The following is a 21478-nucleotide window of genomic DNA, read 5'->3' on the forward strand; positions in this document are numbered from 1 at the left end:
TTGCGATGGGGGGCGATCCGCAATCTCCTCTGCGGGGTGACTACCGTCTGCCATCACAACCCTCTCTCGCGCGAACTGGTCGCCCCCGATTTTCCAGTTCGGGTACTCGCCAGATTCGGGTGGGCACACTCTCTGGCGATGGATCCGAATCTCCTGCACAACTTTGACCATACGCCACCGAATCTTCCCTTCGTAGTTCACGCCGCTGAAGGCGTCGATGCAAAAAGCGCGCAGGAGATCTTTGATTTGGATCGGCTGGAAATTCTCGATGAACGAACTATACTTGTACATGGTCTGGCCCTGAATCACAAAGCGATTTCACTTCTTAATCAACGTCGCTCAGCACTCGTGATTTGCCCCACTTCGAATCAATTCCTCTTTCATTCTTCTCTTTCCGCAACCCTGATCAAATCAATTAACACAGTCGTTCTAGGCAGCGACTCTCCACTCACCTCTGCTGGTGATCTGCTCGACGAAATAAATTTTGCGCGCAATGAAATTGGCCTCGATGCGGAGTCTCTCTTCGACATGGTTACCGTAAGATCGGCCAGGGTCCTGCGGCTCCGGAACGGAGAGGGGCGTCTTCGTCCGGGAGCCATAGCCGATCTTATCGCCGTGCCCGACAAGGGCCTTACACCGGCAGAAACCGTTGCGCAACTTACGGTAGATCAGGTTGAACTAGTCATATTAGAAGGCAGGGTCCAACTCGCAAGCGATTCTCTATTTGCTTCTCTTCCCAACTCACTTCAAGTCGGACTGCAGCCCCTATTCGTCGACGGCATAAGGCGATGGTTACGGGCTCCAATTGAGAGTCTGTTGGCCCAGGCAAGAAAAACTCTTGGACGAGACATTCGAGTCGGCGGAAAGAAGGTGGAACATGCCAGTGCTGCATGAGCCATCAACCAAACGATCTCCGCAGGCCGAGCGGATCGCACAGCTGCCGATCTTGATATTGAATGTGCATAGCCTCTGTAACTGTCGCTGTGTCATGTGCGACATCTGGAAACGTGAAAGTAAAGAACAGATTCGCCTGGAGAATCTGGAGCGCCACCGTCTTTCGTTGCAACGACTCGGAGTCCGACAAATAGTCTTAACCGGAGGCGAACCGCTCCTCCATAACGATCTCGCAGCGCTTTGTACATTTTTCCGCGATCAGAGAATTCGGATAACCCTCCTGACCACGGGTCTTCTGTTGTTGAAGCGTGCCTTTGAGATTGCAACCCTTTTCGACGACATCATCATTTCCCTGGACGGTCCCCGAGAGGTTCACGACGGTATCCGCCGTGTCAATGGAGCTTTCGATCTCATCCACAAGGGCGTCGGCGCGGTTCGCCGATCGAATCCATCCATACCCATAACTTGCCGGACCACCGTCCAAAAAGCCAACCATCGTCATCTGCGAGAGACAGTAACTGCAGCCAAGAGTTGGGGCTTGAATTCCATCTCGTTTCTCGCAGCGGATCTAACCTCCGAAGCCTTCAATCGTCTTCAGATATGGCCTGCCGAGAAACAAAACCAAATTGGTCTGACCCTCAAAGAGACAATCGATCTTGAAGTTGAAATCGAACAGATGATTCAAGAGTTTGAGATCGACCTCAACCGAAGATTCATCGCCGAGTCACCGGCGAAGTTGCGAAGGATCACACGTCGCTTCCGCGAGCATCTCGGACAATTTTCTCCCGAGGCTCCCCTCTGCAACGCTCCCTGGGTCTCAGCCGTCGTTGAAATCGATGGCGATGTCCGTCCTTGCTTCTTTCACAACTCAATAGGAAATATGACTCACTCGACTCTAGAAGACGTAGTCAACGGAGATCGGGCAAGGGAGTTCAGGGCTTCACTCGATGTGGAGACCAACGAAATCTGCAAGCGATGTGTGTGTTCGTTGAATTACAGTCTGGCAAGGAACACTCCGGTCGCCTAGGTTCTGGTCTGATTCTTTTGAATGCTAATTATTGCACGAACTTCTGCTGCGTCCAATTAAACGCCCAGCCCCATGACGGGCTATTTATTCCTAGCCAGTGCTTCAGTTACTAGAGGATCCTTCTGATCAGCGTCTTTCCACAACTTCAAAAACCTACGGTAAACCTCGACGCTTGCTGATTGATTACGACTGCTTTTGTAGGCCCGCGCTGCGTCTATCTCCGCCATCGGATAAACATCTCCTTGCTGCATCGACGCCTCACCCTGGCGAGCCAACAACGACTCAAACTCAAGGCCGGCTAGCGGCGCTTGGCCCAATGCAGCATAAGCCATCCCGCGCAAATATGTTGCCAATAATGACCGGTCGTATTGTGCGCTCGTGTCTAAACCCGGGAGAGCCTTCTCTGGCTCGTTCATCCCTATCTCAGCCGCAGCCTGCAACTCTGGGACATAGTTCTGGACGGCCACAGTATTTCGCGGGAAATCCTGTTGAAGCGTAGCGGCAGTCTTCACCGCATACGGCTGATCACCGCAAAGAGCGGCTGCCATCCCTGCGACGAACATCGCATTAGGTCCTTTTTGCAAGCCCTTCACCTCCTCAACCATTGAGAGCGCGACAGTGCAATTCTCAGCCAAAGCTTGATCCAGTGCGCCCTGCGCCAAAAAATATGCTTGCGTGCCCAAAAGTTGTCTATCGTCGCCAGCTCTCGCAGCGGTCTTCCGCCACAGTTCCACTGCAGTGCTCCTCCTTCCTGTGTTATCTAGAAACAGGACGTAATTGGCCAAATTCGCATACGTTGTCTGCATGCGATCGGCCGACGTTGTGATAGTGAGAGCATTTTCCAACTCTGCTACCTGCGTCGTCACCAGATCTTCCCTCCCATTCAGGTGAGCCGCCGTCAAGATGTTGGCATTCCGCGCAACGCCAGTGTGTTGCGCTTGTGAACTCAATTCGAGAACACTGCCGTAGCGATTCATCCCTATCAGATCGCGTTCTGCCTCCACGTATGTCTCCGCGTCGAAGGGATTCTCCGCATAGCCTTTTTGCGCTGCCTGTAGGGCCTCTTGAAATCGCTCCTGCGTTCGCAACGTCAACGCTAGACCTTTTTGCCCGTCAACACTGAGCGGATACCTCATCACATATTCGTGGATCGTCCGGGTAGCATGTGTCAGGTCTCCACTTGCGTTCATCTCAAAACAAAACTGCGCCAGCAGCTTCACCGCGTCACTAGCGCGAGCAGCCGCTTCCCGAGCCATTCCAGCTGCATTTGCCGATGAAACTTCGGCCTTCTCTTCGCGATAGAGCCACGCCAACCTCATCTGTGCTTGGACAAACTTAGGATCAAAGCCGACGGCTTCTCGATACGACTTCAATGCATCAACGATCCGACCATTTCGCTCAGCCGTTGCACCTGAGGAATATGCATGTAACGCTTCCAGATTCGCCGAAGCATCATCGCCAAATGAAACACTTTTTTGGACGTCGGCTTTACTATCCACACTGATCTCTTTTCGCACCGCCACGGCCAGTTGACCGATCGCCGCCGGAATCTCTTCCCTCCTCGCAGCAATCACATCAAGACTCGCCACTTTGTCGTTCGAGTCTGCTCTCAGAACATCCACACTAATCGTGTAGGGTGCCTCCGATCCAGTGATCTCTCCATACAAATAGACCCTCGCGCCAACTTTCTGCGCGACACTCTGCACAGGTGCCGTCATCACCACATCGCTGCTCTCTGTCTCGAGCTGACGCGACCCCGCATGATATGCGTCACCACCACGCACATTCAAACTCTTTGACTGATGCAGTGCAATCTCGAGACCCTGCATCACCGTTCCGTCCAGCGTTTGATCGCCGGTCTTGTTCTGGATAACAGTCAGCAGCAAACGATCACTCGGTTTTAGCACCATCGGTCGCAAGAGACTTCTACCCATCAGCAGAAAGGCACCCGCCACCACGCCAAGAACTACGACCACTATGACTGCCATCCGCACACGCGTTTTTTTCGCCTGCTCCGCCACCAACTCTGCGAAGAATTCGTCCTCGGAACGCGACCACTCCGGTAGCGCTTTCTCGACGACGTCCTCAGTGCCGTCTTCAAAGCTCGTTAGTACGGCGGAAGGCTGTAGCGGAACCGATTCTCCGTATCGCAAACTCGGCGCCGCCGACGCAACATGATCAAACTCCTCGTCGACAGCGTCCTTCGAAGAGTCGCCTCGCGTCGAAACACTGTACGTCGAACGAAGCTGCAACTGATACTCATTTTCATCTGCCGGAGCTTCAGCTTGTATCGAACGCGCGCCCTCTATAGCGCCCGCATAATCTTTTCCAGGACCGGCAGCCGTACGGACCAGTTTGTTGTTATCGCTTGAAGACTTTGTTCGCGGCGACGCCGGTTTACCGCCATGGCCCGACTCGGACCTGCGTTTCGGCCCCTTATGCGGAGCCACCGGGTCATAAGCACGAACAAGCGGAACGGCCGACATCGGCCCCTTGTGCAGCCATCCGCCTCGACCTAATTTGCCGCCGGCCTTAGTCAGGGCCTCCTGCAACTCCTTCGTCGTTTGAAATCGGTCTGTCCGATCCTTGGCCATCAGTTTAAAGATGACGCGCTCAAGTTCACGAGGAATCGATTCGTTCCAGGTGCGCACCGAATCCGGCGTGTGACTGAGAAGTTGAACAAACATCAGCGCACTCGTCGTTCCCTCAAATGGAACTCGCCGAGTCGCCATCTCGTACAATACGACACCCAGTGAAAACAAGTCCGAGCGTGCGTCCAGCGACTCGCCCCGTGCCTGTTCCGGTGACATGTACGCCACCGTTCCCACCGTCGCCCCGGAAAGCGTCATATCCAGCGTCCGCGACTCCCACCCCCCACGTTCTTCAAGCCCGATCTTCGCCAAGCCAAAATCCAGCACCTTCGCCTGGCTCTTTCCATTCGGCATCTTTACCAGAAAGATATTTGCCGGCTTAATATCTCTGTGCACGATGCCCTTGGTGTTCGCAGCCGCCAGCGCGTCGGAGATCTCCAACGCATAGCGGACAATCTCGTCCGGCGAAAGCGCGCCCCGCTCAATTCGGGACTTCACTGTCTCGCCCTCGAGCAACTCCATCACCAGGTAAGGCGTGCCATCCTGAGCGCCGATATCGAAGACCGTACAAATATTCGGGTGATTTAACGCAGATGCGGCCCGCGCCTCCTGCAGAAAGCGCTCTCGCATCCCGGGCATCTTGTAGCTCTCATGCAGTAGCTTCACAGCAACCTGGCGATGCAGCCGCTCATCCCACGCACGAAAGACGAGGCCCATACCGCCGCTGCCCAGCCTGCCCAGGATCTCGTACGGACCGAACCTCTGGCCACTCTCTGGAATCATGCCCCTGGTCTGCCTTTTATTTTTTTCAGCGTCGATCAAATCTCACGAGATTCGCGCAGCGGTCATTTCACAACAGATATCGAGCTCTTAACACCTTGTGCGACTTGATCATACTGACCGTCGGTGGAAGCTCTCAGTTCTACTTCGAAAGGGTTCCATACTCTATAACCCACATTCACAGAGGGTTTGCGATCGTGAGTAAATCCTGCATTCGACATTTCCATATGCGCGAGAACAGTACTAATCATTGCTTTCAACTCTGGCATACCCCACTCCGGGGATACATCCCCCAAGCGTGGCATCCCCCTTTGCTTGTTCTCTGAGTGTGTCGAATCGGAACCTCGATTCGCCTTATAATCAGCCTGTGAACTCCCCCAATCAGGTCACTCGCCGCCCCGCCAACCAGACCCTCCTCGTCGACGCCGACGACACTCTCTGGGAGAACAACATCTACTTCGAACGTGCGATTACCAGTTTCGTCTCCTACCTCGATCATCGCGTCCACACAGCCGAAGAGGTGCGAAGCCATCTCAATCAAGTCGAGCACGACACCATCCGTACCCACGGCTACGGACTTCACAGCTTCCGCCAATCATTGATCGCCTGCTTCGAGCAGCTCACCGACACCCCGATGACGGATGAGAAACACCGCCGCATCGAAAGCTTCGCCCAATCCATCGCCGAGCAGGAGATCGAGCTCCTACCCAACGTGGCACCCACCCTCAGCGAACTTGCCACCCGCCATCGTCTCATCCTGGTCACCAAGGGAGATCAGACCGAACAGACCGACAAACTGCATCGTTCCGGCCTCGCCGCCCACTTCACTGCAGTCGAGGTGCTCCCTGAAAAACATCATCAGGCCTATCTCTCGCTAGCCTCTCAGCACGGCTGCGACGCCTGCAATACCTGGATGATCGGCAATAGTCCACGCTCGGACGTCAATCCCGCTCTCTCAGCCGGCCTGAACGCCATCTTCATCCCCCACGACTTCACCTGGGTCCTCGAACACGAAGTCGTCAACCAGCCCCCCGCTGGCCAACAACTCATCGAGCTGGCAAGCTTCGCCGATCTCACCCGACACTTTTAGCGGCCCCTCTCCACTCTCCAACTGTAATGATTTCGCCCTTCGTCCGTCCTCTACTTTGTTCGGATCCTAAAGCCGGACACAAGGAGAGTTTTTATGACCACGAAAAACTGTGAATGCTCTTGCTGGCCCATCTGCACATGCGCCGAATGCTCGTGTTGCGACGCTGACTGTACTTGCAATGCATCCAAATAACGAACAGGAGCGGTGTGGAGACGATCTCGCACCGCTTCCTACCTCTCGAAACATGTCCACGACCGTCCTCACCGGGCTTTTGCAGCAGCGGGAGCACTTTCTTCGCTTCCTGCGCAGACGAGTTGACTCCACTGCGACTGCGGAAGATATTCTGCAAAGCGCTTATCTCCGCGCCATGGAACAGACCTCAAATCTCCGGCGGGATGAGTCAGCGATCGCTTGGTTTTACAGCACCCTTCGCAATAGTGTCATCGACTACTATCGCCATCGAGCTGCCGAAGATCGTGCGCTGGAACGATGGGCTGAAGATCTAAACCGCGAAGCGGGGGAAGACGCGCGCACTCGTGAAATTGTCTGCGCGTGTATCGACGACGTCCTCCACACACTGAAACCGACGTACGCTGAGATACTTCGTGACGTAGACCTTGCAGAAGGCAGCCTGCAGGCCTTCGCACTCAAAGCCGGAATCACGCAAAGCAACGCCACTGTTCGCGTTCATCGTGCACGTCAAGCCCTCAAGAAGCAGCTCACTCTCGTCTGCGGCACCTGCTCGAAGCACGGTTGTCTCGACTGCCGCTGCGTCGAAACAAAGCTATCCTGAACGCCGTGGCCGAAGACCGAAGACTGCTCCTTGCGTTCTTCCGGTGCGCCAGTGCCGTAAAACAATAAAATCCCCCACGTTAACACTCCATAAACCTCCCACAAAACTTCCCTGTACCATCTAAGAGGACTAAAAGAGAAGAAGTGAGAGGTGTAATGAGCGAAGGTCGTTGGGTTTTATTGATTGCGAGTGAAGTTGGCGGTACGGATTCCGTTTCAGATCGCGCCATGGAGCGCCTCGTCGAGGCAATCCGTCTCGAAGGCTACGAGGTCGTCCGCACCTCGACTCCAGAAGATGGTCTGTCTTTGGTCACATCCGATCCGTCCTACAGCGCCATCCTGTTGGACTGGGACCTCGAAGGCGAGAACCAGTTTGCTGAAGGAGCCGCACTGGCCATCCTCCGCGCCGTTCGTCGCCGCAACAAAAAAATCCCCATCTTTCTCATCGCCGACCGTACTCTGGTCAGCGAACTTCCTCTCGAAGTGGTCAAACAGGTCCACGAGTACATCCATCTCTTCGGCGACACCCCCGCCTTCATCGCCAACCGCGTCGACTTCGCCGTTGAGCGCTACCACGAGCAACTCCTCCCGCCCTACTTTCGCGAGCTGAAGAAGTACAACGACCAGGGCGCCTACTCTTGGGACGCGCCCGGCCACATGGGCGGCGTGGCCTATCTCAAGCATCCCGTCGGCATGGAGTTTCACAAGTTCTTCGGCGAAAACATTATGCGCTCGGACCTCGGCATCTCTACCGCGCCGCTGGGCTCCTGGCTCGATCATCTCGGCCCCCCAGGCGAATCCGAACGCAACGCCGCCCGCATCTTCGGCGCTGACTGGACCTTCTACGTCCTCGGTGGCTCCAGCACCTCTAACCAGATCGTCGGCCACGGCGTCATCGCGCAGGACGACATCGTCGTAGCCGACGCCAACTGCCACAAGTCCATCTGCCACTCCCTCACCGTCACCGGCGCACGCCCCGTCTATATGAAGCCCACGCGCAATGGCTACGGCATGATCGGACTCGTACCACTCAAGCGATTCAGTCCCGAGTTCATCCGCGGCATCATAGATAAGAGCCCCCTTACCACCGGCGTCGCCAACCAGAACCCCACCTACGCCGTCGTCACCAACTCCACCTACGACGGCCTCTGTTACGACGTCAATAAAGTCGTCTCCGAGCTCTCGAAATCCGTCCCCCGCATCCACTTCGACGAGGCTTGGTACGCCTACGCCAAGTTCCACGAGATCTACCAGGGCCGCTTCGCGATGGGCGTACCGGACGACATGCCCGATCGCCCCACCATCTTCGCCGTGCAGTCCACCCACAAGATGCTGGCCGCCTTCTCCATGGGTTCCATGATCCACGTCAAGCTAAGCCCCCGCGCCAATCTCGACTTCGATCAGTTCAACGAGTCCTTCATGATGCACGGCACCACCTCGCCGTTCTACCCTTTGATCGCCTCACTCGACGTAGCCGCCGCAATGATGGACGAGCCCGCCGGCCCCACCCTGATGAGTGAGACCCTGCAGGATGCCATCAGCTTCCGCAAGGCCATGTCCTCGATCGGTCACCGTCTCCGCGCAGCCGAGCAAGGCTGGTTCTTCCGGCTATATCAGCCCGAGTACGTCTTCGATCCCCTCGACGGACAGACCTATCTCCTCGAAGAAGCCGCAGACGGACTCCTCACCAACCGCTCCAGCGCCTGGACCCTCAAAGTCGGCGAAGAGTGGCATGGCTATCAGGACGAGGACATCGCCGACGACTACTGCATGCTCGACCCCACCAAAGTCACCATCCTCACCCCTGGAGTCAACGCCCAGGGTGTCGTCAGCGACTGGGGAATCCCCGCAGCCATCATCACCGAATTCCTCGACGGCCGCCGCGTCGAGATCGCCCGTACTGGCGACTACACCGTTCTTGTCCTCTTCTCCGTTGGCACCTCCAAAGGCAAGTGGGGCGCCCTGCTTGAAAACCTCTTCGAGTTCAAACGTCTCTACGACTCAGAAGCCTCGCTCGAAGAAGCGTTGCCTGAGCTCGTCACCCGCTATCCCCACCGCTATCGCAACGTTTCCCTCAAAGAGCTCTCCGACGAGATGCACGCCGCGATGATTCAGCTCAACCTCTCAGGCCTCGTCAATGACGCCTGCGACGAAGACTTCGACCCCATCCTGACTCCTGCACAGACTTACCAGAAGCTCCTTCGCCATGAAACGGAAAAAATTCGCTTCTCCGAGATGGCCGGCCGAATCGCCGCTGTCATGCTCGTTCCCTACCCTCCAGGCATTCCAATGTCGATGCCCGGCGAGCGCCTCGGCGGCTCTGAAAGCCCTGTCATCAAGCTCATTCTGGCAATGGAGGAGTTCGGCAAGCGCTTCCCCGGCTTCGAGCGCGAAGTTCACGGCATAGAGTCCGACGCCGAAGGAAACTACTGGATGCGCGCCGTGATCGAAACTCCCGGCAAGAAAAAAAACGGTAATGGCCACGGAAAACAACGCCCGCCAAACGCCGCACCGCCGGTCAAAAAGAGGAAACGTACACCTGCTACCTCCGTGATCGTCCCGGGAAGCGGGTTAGGGTCCGAAAGGTAAATTGCATAAACCACGCCTCTTCCGACAAGTCAAATGACCTTTTTTGTTGACATAGGAGGCCGTTCCCTTTAACTTCCTCCATAGTCGATGGCGGTTGATTTCCGTATTACCGTTGCCGTACTCTTCCTCCCGTTGCATCACGGCCTGGTACTTTCGATAAGTTTCACCGGTTAAGACTGGTCAGTCCTATGTGCATCGAACCAGCTACGACGATCGGCCAATATTCCAGAAAGCAACCAAGAAAGGTTCCACAATGAAAAAGAACTTCCTACTCGCTCTGGTATGCACTGCAGTCACCTTCCCCGCCGTCGCGCAATCCAAGATCGACAATCGCCTGGGTGATTCAGCAGAGGTTCTGAGACAAATCCTCGCCAAACCTGACGGCATCCCCCAAAATCTGCTCGATAAATCCGTATGTGTCCTCGTCTTCCCTGCTGTCAAAAAAGTTGGGATCGGCATCGGCGTAACCTACGGTCGTGGGGTCATTGTCTGCCGCTCCGGCACGGACATGAACGGTCCCTGGTCGGCTCCCGCGATGTACAAACTGGATGTTGGCAGCTTGGGAGTGCAGCTCGGCAGCTCTTCCACAGACTACGTCCTACTGGTCGAAACCAAAACCGGAGCCCAGAAGATTCTATCCGGCAAGGCCAAACTGGGTGCTGACGCAACCGCGGTTGCCGGGCCAACCGGAGCCAAGGCGGTCGCTGCCAACGATCCAGGCGTCGACGTCCTCACCTACTCTAGAGCCAAAGGCGGACTGTTCGCCGGAGCCTCGATCGCTAGCGCCTCGATGGACACCGACGACGACGCCAACAAGGCTGTCTACGGCAAAAACATCACTGCAACCGAGATCGTCCGCGAGGGAGCCGTAACCGTAACGCCTGCAGGGAAGGCTTTGGACAGCGTGCTCCGCAAAGCATCACCGAAGCGTTCCGCATCAGCCAACTAGAAATAGTCCGCCAAACCTCGCCCGGAAGGGTGGCGTCAGCTCGCACCAGACGCCGTCCTCCGGGTGTTGTTCGCTTGGTTCACCATCTTCCTCGCCGGTGAGTTCTCGCTTTCGCAAAACCTTATCCACACCCGCTCTCATTCAACCCATCGCAGATGCTATACTTACCTTCGGATTGCTTACCGCACCTCGCGCTCACCAGCGTCGAGACAAAGCGCGGAGGTGGCGAAATTGGCAGACGCACTAGCTTGAGGTGCTAGCGCCGCAAGGCATAGGGGTTCAAGTCCCCTCCTCCGCACCAATCCAAAAAATCAATAAGTTACGAGAAGGCCAGCCCTAAACGGCTGGCCTTATTTCTTGCCACCGTAACGGTTTTTGTAACGGTTGCGGAAATTGAGCACCATCGCGACGGCTAGTAGCTCGTAAAAATTAGCCTTGTTTAAGGCTGCAGCGAACTCTTGGAGGCTGCCGCCTCGGTCTGGGTCCATTCTTCCCGGTCGGACTGCATGGTGTCGCGACTGATGGATCGATGCTCGCGTTTGAGACAAGACTTGGAGGAGGAGATGGAGTTGAGACCATTTCGTGGATCTTTGTCGTGGTGAGGTCCTGAAAGAATATCTCGCGTTAGGTCGCCCTCGGGCATCGCGTTCCTGAATCGAAGTCGGGGCGTCTACTACTCGCATGACGTCCGAGACAACGCGGCTTCTCACGTCATCAACCGTCATGTCTTTGGAGAGCCTCTGGAAAGAGATGTACTGGTCTTCTCGTTGCCGCGTACAGCGCGAAGTCGGCTTGTGTTGCTCTCCGACGAGATCGATTTGGGTGCGATGTACATTTACGACTCGGGACAGCACCTGGCAGCGACGCTTATCTTGCTTCCAGAGCTGAAGATACCTATTGGCGGCCAGTCTTCCAGAGGTTCTCTGCAACCTGCATGCCGGCACTCAGAAACGGTCTATCTTCTTAGCCATGTACGATTCGGCAACCGGTGGCTCAATCGTTGAATTGGACCGTGAAGGACAGGTCCGAAGGGTGATCGTTGCGGAGCAAGAACGGCACATCCACCAGGTATCGATCCGAAATCACTACATATACGTTCTTTATCTTGAGAATCTCAGGATGAGTCTCCACCTATGGGGAATCACAGTGGGGGATCTCGGGCAATAGAAACTCCGGAGGACGGAACCATACGGCTCATTCCGTCATATCTAGCTGCAGATGACATGTTGTTTTATGAGTTCGAGTCTCGCTCGTTAGCCCCCACCATCTTTCAGTATTCTCCTGACTCGCGTTCCTCCGCGGTCTGGCACGCCCCATTTTCCCCGGCTCCGCTTCCCCGATGTGAATCGCGTGTTCTCTCTTACACGGCAAAAGATGGAATCCGAATGGGATGCCAACCTTACCACACGACGGAACGCTCTCGACTGGTCTCGCAACCCCTGGCTGACTCCTCCGATCATTGGATAGTATTCGATGGTCGACTCGATAACTACCAGGACCCGTAAGTGGACCTGGACATTCAGGATGCAAAAACACCAGATACCGTCATAGCCTCTTCATCGCACGTCTCGTCGTCTCCCGCGCTTCAAGCGCGCCGATAACTTGGAGCTTAACGCATCCCGCTGGAGACCTGCCTTCTCATTCCATCTGTTCTCATCAAGATGATGACGTCGCAATTGGTTGATCTGAAACAAATTTGTGATCCTGCTGGTACGCGACGGGTCGAAGTAGCAGGCGATGGCATGCTTCCCTAGCAATTCCGATTTTGGATCTACGGAGGACTCGAGCGCCGGATAGCGCATCCGCGCGCCGCCGATTCGGCCATTTCGACCGGCTTGCCCTCAAGCACAGCTTCGATGGCAAGCCGGAGCCCCTGTTTCGTCGTCCGCTCCGGATTCAGCGCGTCTTCTATATAGCCGTGGTACTGCATCACTCCGGATGAATCCATGACAAATGTATCTGTAGTCGCTAACACTCCGAAGCCGTCGGACGCCTGGTTATTTACATCCAGGTATACCGGAAAATCGAACCCAACTTCTTTGGCGTACGCTCGCACCTCCTCGAGCGACTCATTGGAGTTGGAGTCCACAACGATAAAGTTCACGCGCTTTCTGAAATCTCTATAGACGGTATTCCGCCGAAAGTTGAACGCGTTGGATATCGGACAACGTGTAGAAAAAAACATCACTACGGTTACTTTACCCTTGAGCGCCTGATAGCTCAGAGAGTTACCGCTCATGTCATGCAACGTGAAATCGGATACCGGTGCCCCTAGATGAAACTGCTGAGCACACATCGCTTGGGTCATCAAAACTAAAATCACGGCGGTGAGTAACACTGCCTTCACGGCTTCTCCTTTGCTCTCAAGCATAGCTAACGGACTCTCACGGCAGCTGAACAAACGGTGCAATCGACGGAACGCCTGCGGTGTTCAAGATAAACAACATGTAGAAGCCGGGCGGAGCGAGATTCGCATCGACAGGTGCTGTGACGGTGAGGCCACCGCTGGTTTGTGTGAAGCTTAGCGGCACATAGCGCTCATTCTCGTCGAAGAAATGTGTCACGGCACCACTTCGAATCAATACGACACTTGCTATAGTCGCACCGTCCGGTGTGCTCACAAAGAAATTTGAGCCGTATTGTATTTGGCTGGGCGCCTGACTAATCGTCGGCCGGGCACCTTTGAATAGATAGGGCGGCGAGTAAAACTCCGCACTCTCCTCATTGGGAACATTTCCGAAGTCAGCCCCCATTCCAGACTCCAACACCCTTCCGTCCGGCAATAGCAGAGCTGTGCCGTGGTACTCCCTGGGGGTATGCATCGAGGCCATAGTGGTCCATGTCTGTGTCTGCGGCGACCACAGTTCGGCGGCGTAGACCGCTTTGCTGATATCTCCGCCATTCTTATCGGTCTCACCGCCGGTCGCCAGAACTGTACCGTCGGGCAGCATCGTGAGATTTAAGAAGCTGCGCGGATACGCCATCGACGCCGTTTGATGCCATGTGGGTGAGGGTTGAGTCATATCCAACACAAAGGTTGTGTTGGAGGAAGGTCCGACGTTCTGGCTGTCAGCGGCGCTGCCTGCCTTCATAAACTTGCCCGGCAGGTACATCGTCGCGCTACCACCATCGACGATGTTGGAATCAACTACAGACCAGTTCGTCGTCGTGAGATCGAGTATGTCTGTGTCGGTAGCATACTCCGAACCGCCAATATGGATGACTCTTCCATCGGGCATAACGTACATAAACGGATAGGTCTCGAAGGGGTTGTTGGCATTCGTGAGGGATGTCCATGTGTTTGTCGCAGGAGCATAGATCTCCGAGATCCCTGCATTGGTATTTGCACTGGTCTGCCAACCGGCCACAACCAGAATCCGACCATCCGAAAGTGTGGTTGCGTTCGGATACCAGCGCCGGTACTGCATGTCGGGTACGGGAGTCCAGGTCAAGCTTGTCGGATCAAAGATCTCAGCATTCTTGATACCAATGGTTGTCGCGCTTCCACCGTATCCTCCGACAACGAGTATTCTGCCGTCGGACATCAAAGCATGTCCAGAGCAGAAGAGATCCGGAGACGTGGGAACGTTTGTGAACGTACTAGCAACATAGTCCCAAACTGTCGGCGTCGCGCCATCCTGATAAAAGAGCACCCGGTTATTTCGCAGAAGGATGAGATTTACTGCGACAGCGGGAGTTTTAACCGCAGCAGACCAGCTTCCGACTATCGATGCGTTTGCGGAGTTGTTGACCGTAACCGCGACTGGAGCCGAAGTCGTGCTGAGCCCCACACTGTCACGTGCGCGAGCCGACAGTGTATGCGGACCGTCGGCCACCGTCGTCGTGTCCCACGTAATGGAATAAGGAGAACTGAGGACCTCGGCGCCCAGCGATGCACCATCGAGCAGGAACTGAACTCCTGCAACAGAGATCGTGTCTGAAGCCGTCGCAGAGACCGTCACCAGGCTCGATAGCAGCGTACCTTGAGCTGGCGAAGTCATCGACACCGTTGGAGGCGTCGAATTTACGCCGCCACTGCCGGGGAGGACTTCGACGATGCTCAGGTTGAAACGATCTTTGGTTGGCGCCGTATCATTGATCGTGACAGTCGTTCCAGCCACGGGAACAGGATTGGTCTGCATCTGGACCCAGTACGTATCGCCAGTAGATGTCAGATCCTGATGCACCAAGGTCTGTCCCGTGCCCACGGTTCGCGCAGCGGCATTATCGAAGTCGTTCCCGACCCCGAGGACCCACGAGTTGTTCGTTGTGCTCACAAGCGAAGCTGTCGGCGCACCTGTGGAGGCACTCTTACTGCCGACCGCGCCAATTGCCCCGGATCCGTTTGTGCCTGCAGTGCTGACGCCCGAGAAGCTCATGACAGTTATCGAAGAGATGACGCTTTGAGACAAACTCGCTGTAACCGTCACGTTGCTCGCAGTCGATGCCGCAAAAGCTCGCCAGATCTCGGCAGAGCCACTTTGTCCATTGGTTCTCTGCACCAGCGTCCACGTCAGCCCTGCTCCAGTGACTCCCGTCACAGTCGTATTGGCGCCGCTTAGGTAATCCGTGGAAACAAAGGCCAGCAGCAACTCGCTCGCTGTTGCCGTGGAGAAGGCGGGGCTGGCAATCGTCGCACTTGCCTTTGCTCCATCCTGAGACTTGTTCACATCCAGCGAGATAGAATTTGCGGGCGCGATAGCAGTGAAATTTATTCCGGTGATGTCGGAACTGGCAATCGCGACTGCTTGATTGAGAGGGTTGAAGGTATAGCCGCTTTTGGTTGGCGTGACCGAATAGGAGCCGTTCGCCAAACCTGAAAACATATAGTTGCCGTTTGTATCGGCGATACTATTCGCGCTCGCGGCTCCGGTCAACGCAACCGTTGCGCCGCTTCCCCCTGAAGCAGGGCTAATACTGCCGGAGATGCTCCACGTCGGACCTGTCCCATGAGCTGCGAAATTGATTCCAGCTTGATTCGCGCCGTTGACGGTGACTGCTTGATTGACGGGATTGAATGTATACCCCGTTTTGGCAGGCGTAATCGTGTATAAGCCGTTTCCCACTCCAGCAAAGGTGTAGTTCCCGTTTGCATCGGCAACGCTCGCTCCACTGGCCGCTCCGCTTAACGTAACTGTTGAACCGCTCCCACTCGCTGCAGGAATGATGCTTCCCGAGATACTCCAGGCGGATACGATCGGCTGGGCTGTAAAATTCACCGCGGTCTGATTCGTTCCATTCAAGTTGACTGCCTGGCTCACCGGGCTGAAGGTATAGCCGCCATTGCTTGGTGTAATCGTGTACGAGCCATTCGGTAATCCAGAAAATGTAAAGTTTCCGTTCGCATCTGCAGTTGTCGTCGCACTCTCCAGGCCACTAAGCGTAACTGTGGCACCGCTCCCACCCGTAAAAGGAGTGATGGTTCCAGAGATCACCCCTTGAGTCGCAGTATTTGGACGGAAGGTGGCCACGCGAGCAAACCACGTTCCGCTCGTCTGTGTAAAAGTTGCAGCGACACTCCCTGCTGTGGATTGAATCTCGTACTCATCAAGATCACCGTTTACAAAAGTTATACCGGTAAATCCCGAGCCGGCCGCGGCGGTGTTCATGAGAAAGGTATAACCGTAGATCAACTCTCCATCAGCGGTTGTCGTGACAGCCCTGCTTGATGCAGTTGTTCCGGCTCCCGCGGCAGACGCAAACACGTCCACAGGGTAAGTAGAAGAGATTCCAGACCACTCTGAAACATGGACCTCGAGAGCCCCAGCAGTCGCAGGCGTCAAGGTCACTGTATTCGCTCCGCCCTTGCAGCTCGGCACATACCACAGGTATGAAGTCACATTTTGATTCGTATCGGTAACCGGGGTGGTCACTGGAGTATAGGTATTCCCCGAAGTGTCGGAGATCGTAAGTGTTCCTGCGGGGCGTGCAATCGAACCTGACACAAGCAGGAAATCTCCGGCCGTATTTGGAACCGTGAAAGATGTAGCAATGCTCGACGCAGATGATTCGTTTCCGTTTTCATTTGCCTGCATCAATTGGACGCCGCCTGTCACAACTGGCTGCGCCGCAAAGACAGCCGAGACGTTTGCGCCGTTGACCGTTACCAGTTGCGATACCGGGGAGAACGTAAAGCCGGACTTGCTGGGTGTGACCGTATAGGAGCCATTCGCCAACTGCGTAAAGCTATAGTTGCCGTTCGCATCAGCGACCGTACTTGCGCTCGATGCTCCGCTCAGCGTAACCGTGGCTCCACTTCCGCTGGCTGCTGGGCTAATACTGCCCGAGATGCTCCACGACGGACCGCTCGCGGCAACTGGGAGAATCTCACAGATGCTCAGGTTGAATCGATCCTTTGTGGGCGCTGTGTCGTTAATGGATACCGTCGTCCCGGTGACGGGAATCGGGCTGGTCTGCATCTGGACCCAGTACGTATCGCCAGTCGGTGCCAGATATTGGTGAAGCAGCGTCTGTCCTGCACCAACCGTTCTTGCAACAGCATTGTCGAAGTCGTTCCCGACTCCGACAACCCACGAGTTGTTCACCGTAGTCACTAACGACGCGGTAGGCGCTCCCGAAGCCGCGCTCTTGCTTCCGACCGCTCCGATCGCCCCGGACCCATTCGTGCCGGAGGTGTTCACTCCCGCAAAGCTCATGACGGTCATTGACGAGATAACACTTTGAGACAGAGTAGCCGCGACCGTTACGCCACTCAGCGGTGTGGCCGCAAAGGCCCTCCAAATCTCCGAAGATCCGCTCTGCCCGTTCGTTCGTTGGACCAGGACCCAGATCAATCCGCCGCCTGTGACGCTCTTTACCGTCGTGTTCGCGCCGCTCAGATAGTCCGTCGCAACAAACGCCAGCAACAATTCGTTCGCTTGGGAGGTTGAAAACGTGGGGCTCGTAATCGTCGCACTGGCAGCAGAGTTATCCTTCGATACGGCGGCGTCGGTCGCGATCGCCCCACGTGCGTAGCTCGTAAAGATCGCCGTCAGTAAGAGTGAAAGGAGTACGGCACGCCCGAGCGAACTTCCTATTTTAACGCTTCGCCAGAATGCACACAACCTACGACAGCTAATTTCTCCATTAGTGAAGAATGATTGGAACGTCCAAGCGGCCACAGCTGCCTCCGAAGCCGTCTCCTAAACACTTTCACAGCATGCTGGCGGATGAGGCGGTTGAAAGCGAAAAAGCAATTGAAGGGCCAAAATGTTCGCGCAGCAGTAAAACTACTCCCGCCGCAATCAGATTCGTGCAATCTCTGTTCTGAGAGTCGGTTACAAATAGGCGGAAATTAATTAGCACAGATTTAAAATTGCGAAGTCCCCTACGGACAGCAAGAAAACTCGCACTTAATATGCAAGGAATCGGCGTTCCTGATCTCTTCTCTCAGGGAAGTCATTGCTGTTACCACAGGGAATCGTGCGAAGTCTGTAGCTAAGGGTGTCTTTTCGATGATTGATAAATCGCCGAGGCACTCGTCGGAGATTTAGATGCCTATACGTACTCGCGAAAAACGGGGTCAGCGGCAAGTTCACCCAGAGGCCCTTGCGGGGCGAGGACAGCTTCTGAACTCTAACCTCTTCGGTTTGATCAGCTTCCAGGCCTCGAATATATAGGACTTCAACTCCTCGTCTCCCACTCGATCTAACTCAATCCCGACCCACCCCTTCGTCCCCACATACGGCGGTCGGAAGAAAGTCTCTGGCGAAGCCTCAATCAAACTCCCCTGCACACCAAGGGGAGCCGGCAGCCACACTGCGACATGGCCGTCGTTATGGTGATTATTTGCGAACATCACAAACACTCGCTTCCGCAGAAACCATGTCGGCTCGCCGTGCGATAGCTTCTCTTCGCATTCCGGCATTCCCATGCAGATCCGTCGCACGCGCTGCACGTGTTCTTCGCCCTGGTTACTCCTCCCTCTAAAGGTCATCGTTGCACCACCCCTATGAGCTAAAAGTATCTCGCGAGAAACGGGGTTATGAGAAACTTCGGTTTTAAACTTGCCATTAACCGGACTTTCCAGGAATGCCAACCAGATTGGTAAACACAAGCGCGTTTGTCATTGCTAATCCTGACGGCATCAGTGCTGGATGAGTGCATTGGCCTGATATCGTCAATCGAGGATCACGCCCCTGACGGATCGGCGGACACTGCCCGACATCCCGGTACTAGCCTGACCCTATCTTCCGCCGCGCCAATCAGGAAGCCGACAGAAAATGTGTGGCTTCGGCGGAAATCCCTTCCCTGGGCAATAAGGCTCACCCCGGTTTGGGCCGAGCCTTATTGCCGGTCGCAGTCATTCCATCATTCCTCTTGACAATAGTTGTTATAAGGAATATCGTTGGAAAGTAAATGAAACCCCTTGTCCAAACCGAGCCCAAGCCAAAGCCGGGGTCCTCCCCAGAAGAGGTCGCGCACCTTGAGATGATGCGGACGATGGAGGTTCTATCGCACCGGTTTGCGCAGGTGTTGAAAGCCGAGGATCTTTCGGAGACACAGTACAACGTGCTGCGGATTCTGCGGGGCGACCCGGAGGGAATTTCGTGCGGGGAGATTGGAAACCGTATGGTGACGCGGGACTCGGATATTACACGGCTGCTTGATCGGCTCGAGAAGCGGTCTTTGGTTTCCCGTTCCCGGGAGAGCAAGGATCGGCGGACAGTATGGGCGCGGATTACGCCGGAGGGGCTGAAACTGCTGGCGCGGCTGGATAAACCCGTGCTTGCGACTCATTTCGAACTCCTGGGCCACCTTGGCGCCAAGCGATTGAAGCTTTTGACGGATCTGCTGCGTCTTGCCCGTCAGCCTCACGGTTAATTTTTGGTTTAACAGTTGTTGCAACGAATATCCTTGCCACGCATCAAATAACTGAATAGCACGGTGCAAGCCACCGGAAAGGAAACACCATTATGAGCACCACAGTTGCAACCCCCGCCATCACCACCTGGAACGTCGATTCGACTCACTCCGTTGTCGAGTTCAAGATCAAACACATGATGATCTCCAACCTGAAGGGTAACTTCACCAGCGTGACCGGCACACTATCGCTGGATGAGAATGATCTGACGCAGTCGAGCGTAGAGGCTGCGATCGAGATTGCGTCGATCCACACACGGGACGAGGGCCGCGATGCCCACCTCAAGGGTGCGGACTTCTTCGACGCCGAGCAGTTTCCGACTATGCAGTTGAAGTCAACGCACATCGCGCTGAAGTCGGATGGGGAAGTCGTAGTCACGGGCGACCTGATGATCAAGGGTGTCACCCACAGCGTGCAGTTCGCGGTGGAAGGGCCCTCTCCTGCGACGAAGGATCCGTGGGGCAACACGCGCATCGGTCTGTCGGCGACCACAAAGATCAATCGCAAGGACTTCGGGCTGACTTGGAACGCAGCCCTCGAGGCCGGCGGCTTGATGGTGGGCGAGGATGTCAGCATCACTCTGGACCTGGAGTTCCTGAAGGACGCATAAGGGCGGCGCTGGAGTTGGAAAGATGATCCGCCGCCAGAGCACAGGATCAACGCGTGTTCTGGCGGTGCACAAATTGAACTTAGCGCACCTCGTCTCATGAGGATCGTACCGCAACCCCCAACATTCGGATGTTGGTTCTTTCAAAAGCTGAACAGAAGGCTACGCAACTATGGAACTCGGTCTTTACACGCTCTCCGATCTCATCACGGATCCCAAAGCGGGCGTTCAGATGAATGCCCATGACCGTATCGACGAAACAATCAAAGCGGCTGCGCTCGCGGATCAGGTGGGGCTCGACGTGTTCGGCGTTGGAGAACACCACCGCCTCGATTTTGCCGTCTCGTCCCCGGCGATCGTCCTGGCCGCGATCGCTCAGGCGACCAAACGCATTCGGCTGACGAGTGCAGTGACGGTCTTGAGCGCAGCCGATCCGGTTCGGGTCTTTCAAGACTTTTCCACGGTGGATCTTATTTCGGGAGGTCGCGCAGAGATCATCGCAGGACGCGGAGTCTTTACAGAGCCATTCCCGTTGTTCGGCGTCGACCTGCGTGACTACGATCAGCTGTTCTCAGAGAAGCTCGACCTCCTCAGAAAGCTCAGCCGGACGGAGCGGATCACCTGGAGAGGAAACTTCCGCAGTGCCTTGCAAGATGCGGAGCTCTCCCCGCGCCCCATGCAACGGCAGTTGCCGATCTGGATCGGTGTGGGGGGTACACCGCAGAGCGCGGTCCGTGCGGGTGATGGCGCTCGGTTACACGATCACCCCCGCCAATCAGCCCGTCACGCCCGAGACGCAGGTGCAGATGCTCGCCGGGCTGCTCGATTCCTTGCATATCCAGTCGGTCGACCTGGTGGCCAACGCACTCGTTGACCGCTTTCTGGCTCCGCAGGTCGCCGATAAGGCGCTTGCACGTTCGCCCAGGGGACTCGGCGGCGCATACACCTGGCCGGACCGGCTAACGGAGGAGACTATCGACATCTACCTGCGGCCGCTGGTCGACGACCCCGACAGCAAGGCCAAGCTCGAGGAGTACACCTCTTCGCTGCGCGCCAATCCTCTGCCGCCGGCACGCGATGCGCTCTGCCGCTGGCGCGGGCCTGCCCGCATCGTCTGGGGCATGAAGGATCCGTTCTTCGATACAAAGTCTGCCGACTGGCTCGATAAGAATCTTCCCGGCTCGCGTGGCATCCGGCGCCTCGAAGAAGCAAATCTCTTCTTCCCCGAGGAGATGCCCGATGTAATCGCGGAAGAGGCAATTGTTTTGTGGAAGAACGGCCACGCATAGTCGGATT

15 protein-coding genes, 1 tRNA gene and 1 pseudogene are annotated in these 21478 nt (G+C 55.7%); 12 read left to right on the plus strand and 5 right to left on the minus strand.

Annotated elements, in window-relative coordinates; translation table 11 throughout:
• The first annotated feature begins 138 nt into the window (after positions 1-138).
• From HDF14_RS26905 to HDF14_RS26915, 3 genes and pseudogenes are all read left to right on the plus strand, one after another.
• Positions 139-894 carry an amidohydrolase family protein gene (locus tag HDF14_RS26905; RefSeq protein WP_260698483.1) on the plus strand — a complete coding sequence of 252 codons (756 nt, stop codon included), beginning with the start codon at positions 139-141 and terminating at the stop codon, positions 892-894.
• Positions 895-988: 94 nt separating this feature from the next.
• Positions 989-1282: pseudogene (locus tag HDF14_RS26910) on the plus strand (radical SAM protein); the annotation flags it as partial.
• Between the two features lie 150 nt (positions 1283-1432).
• Complete coding sequence (locus tag HDF14_RS26915; RefSeq protein ID WP_260698484.1) at positions 1433-1921, plus strand: SPASM domain-containing protein; 489 nt, start codon at positions 1433-1435, stop codon at positions 1919-1921.
• 80 nt (positions 1922-2001) lie between these two features.
• Here HDF14_RS26915 and HDF14_RS21440 read toward each other — a convergent pair whose 3' ends face one another.
• Positions 2002-5295, minus strand: coding sequence for a serine/threonine-protein kinase (locus HDF14_RS21440; RefSeq protein WP_183980782.1), 3294 nt, complete (start codon positions 5293-5295; stop codon positions 2002-2004).
• A gap of 364 nt (positions 5296-5659) precedes the next feature.
• On the opposite strand from HDF14_RS21440, the gene HDF14_RS21445 reads away from it, so the two are divergent.
• The 5 genes from HDF14_RS21445 (at position 5660) to HDF14_RS21465 (ending at position 11013) form a co-directional block, all read left to right on the plus strand.
• On the plus strand, positions 5660-6382 hold the full coding sequence (locus HDF14_RS21445) for an HAD family hydrolase (protein WP_183980785.1): 723 nt from the start codon (positions 5660-5662) through the stop codon (positions 6380-6382).
• A gap of 109 nt (positions 6383-6491) precedes the next feature.
• Positions 6492-7175 (plus strand): sigma-70 family RNA polymerase sigma factor, encoded by a 684-nt coding sequence (locus HDF14_RS21450; RefSeq protein WP_313899656.1) that lies wholly within the window; start codon positions 6492-6494, stop codon positions 7173-7175.
• A 155-nt stretch (positions 7176-7330) separates the two neighbouring features.
• Positions 7331-9763: an Orn/Lys/Arg decarboxylase N-terminal domain-containing protein gene (locus HDF14_RS21455; protein ID WP_183980787.1), complete on the plus strand. Its 2433-nt coding sequence runs from the start codon at positions 7331-7333 to the stop codon at positions 9761-9763.
• 253 nt (positions 9764-10016) lie between these two features.
• Complete coding sequence (locus tag HDF14_RS21460) at positions 10017-10712, plus strand: lipid-binding SYLF domain-containing protein (protein WP_183980789.1); 696 nt, start codon at positions 10017-10019, stop codon at positions 10710-10712.
• 216 nt (positions 10713-10928) lie between these two features.
• Positions 10929-11013 (plus strand) — tRNA-Leu (locus HDF14_RS21465).
• 138 nt (positions 11014-11151) lie between these two features.
• Here the strand turns inward: HDF14_RS21465 and HDF14_RS21470 are convergent.
• From HDF14_RS21470 to HDF14_RS21485, 4 genes are all read right to left on the minus strand, one after another.
• Complete coding sequence (locus HDF14_RS21470) at positions 11152-11355, minus strand: hypothetical protein (protein ID WP_183980791.1); 204 nt, start codon at positions 11353-11355, stop codon at positions 11152-11154.
• 1128 nt (positions 11356-12483) lie between these two features.
• The gene (locus HDF14_RS21475) at positions 12484-13059 is read right to left on the minus strand and encodes a redoxin domain-containing protein (RefSeq protein ID WP_183980793.1); all 576 of its coding nucleotides are present in this window, start codon (positions 13057-13059) and stop codon (positions 12484-12486) included.
• Positions 13060-13096: 37 nt separating this feature from the next.
• The gene (locus HDF14_RS27280) at positions 13097-17833 is read right to left on the minus strand and encodes a galactose oxidase-like domain-containing protein (RefSeq protein WP_183980795.1); all 4737 of its coding nucleotides are present in this window, start codon (positions 17831-17833) and stop codon (positions 13097-13099) included.
• A gap of 413 nt (positions 17834-18246) precedes the next feature.
• A complete protein-coding gene (locus HDF14_RS21485; RefSeq protein ID WP_183980797.1) occupies positions 18247-18648 on the minus strand; it encodes an MmcQ/YjbR family DNA-binding protein in 402 nt (133 codons plus the stop codon).
• 422 nt (positions 18649-19070) lie between these two features.
• On the opposite strand from HDF14_RS21485, the gene HDF14_RS21490 reads away from it, so the two are divergent.
• The 4 genes from HDF14_RS21490 (at position 19071) to HDF14_RS21505 (ending at position 21471) form a co-directional block, all read left to right on the plus strand.
• A complete protein-coding gene (locus HDF14_RS21490) occupies positions 19071-19535 on the plus strand; it encodes a MarR family winged helix-turn-helix transcriptional regulator (protein ID WP_183980799.1) in 465 nt (154 codons plus the stop codon).
• A gap of 92 nt (positions 19536-19627) precedes the next feature.
• Positions 19628-20185 (plus strand): YceI family protein, encoded by a 558-nt coding sequence (locus HDF14_RS21495; RefSeq protein WP_183980801.1) that lies wholly within the window; start codon positions 19628-19630, stop codon positions 20183-20185.
• A 169-nt stretch (positions 20186-20354) separates the two neighbouring features.
• Positions 20355-21056 carry an LLM class flavin-dependent oxidoreductase gene (locus tag HDF14_RS21500; RefSeq protein WP_183980803.1) on the plus strand — a complete coding sequence of 234 codons (702 nt, stop codon included), beginning with the start codon at positions 20355-20357 and terminating at the stop codon, positions 21054-21056.
• Positions 21037-21471, plus strand: a complete 435-nt coding sequence (locus HDF14_RS21505) for an alpha/beta fold hydrolase (protein WP_183980805.1) — start codon at positions 21037-21039, stop codon at positions 21469-21471. The genes HDF14_RS21500 and HDF14_RS21505 overlap by 20 nt, the downstream gene beginning before the upstream one ends.
• Positions 21472-21478 lie beyond the last annotated feature (7 nt).

Source organism: Tunturiibacter gelidiferens (assembly GCF_014201335.1).
Lineage (GTDB): Bacteria > Acidobacteriota > Terriglobia > Terriglobales > Acidobacteriaceae > Edaphobacter > Edaphobacter lichenicola_E.

Bases quoted from the DNA above. Each gene is read 5' to 3' on its own strand.
- HDF14_RS21455 (WP_183980787.1), top strand. From the start codon at position 7,331: ATGAGCGAAGGTCGTTGGGTTTTATTGATTGCGAGTGAAGTTGGCGGT.
- HDF14_RS26905 (WP_260698483.1), top strand. From the start codon at position 139: ATGGATCCGAATCTCCTGCACAACTTTGACCATACGCCACCGAATCTT.
- HDF14_RS21495 (WP_183980801.1), top strand. From the start codon at position 19,628: ATGAGCACCACAGTTGCAACCCCCGCCATCACCACCTGGAACGTCGAT.
- HDF14_RS21485 (WP_183980797.1), bottom strand. From the start codon at position 18,648: ATGACCTTTAGAGGGAGGAGTAACCAGGGCGAAGAACACGTGCAGCGC.
- HDF14_RS21500 (WP_183980803.1), top strand. From the start codon at position 20,355: ATGGAACTCGGTCTTTACACGCTCTCCGATCTCATCACGGATCCCAAA.
- HDF14_RS21460 (WP_183980789.1), top strand. From the start codon at position 10,017: ATGAAAAAGAACTTCCTACTCGCTCTGGTATGCACTGCAGTCACCTTC.
- HDF14_RS21490 (WP_183980799.1), top strand. From the start codon at position 19,071: ATGAAACCCCTTGTCCAAACCGAGCCCAAGCCAAAGCCGGGGTCCTCC.
- HDF14_RS21440 (WP_183980782.1), bottom strand. From the start codon at position 5,295: ATGATTCCAGAGAGTGGCCAGAGGTTCGGTCCGTACGAGATCCTGGGC.
- HDF14_RS21470 (WP_183980791.1), bottom strand. From the start codon at position 11,355: ATGCCCGAGGGCGACCTAACGCGAGATATTCTTTCAGGACCTCACCAC.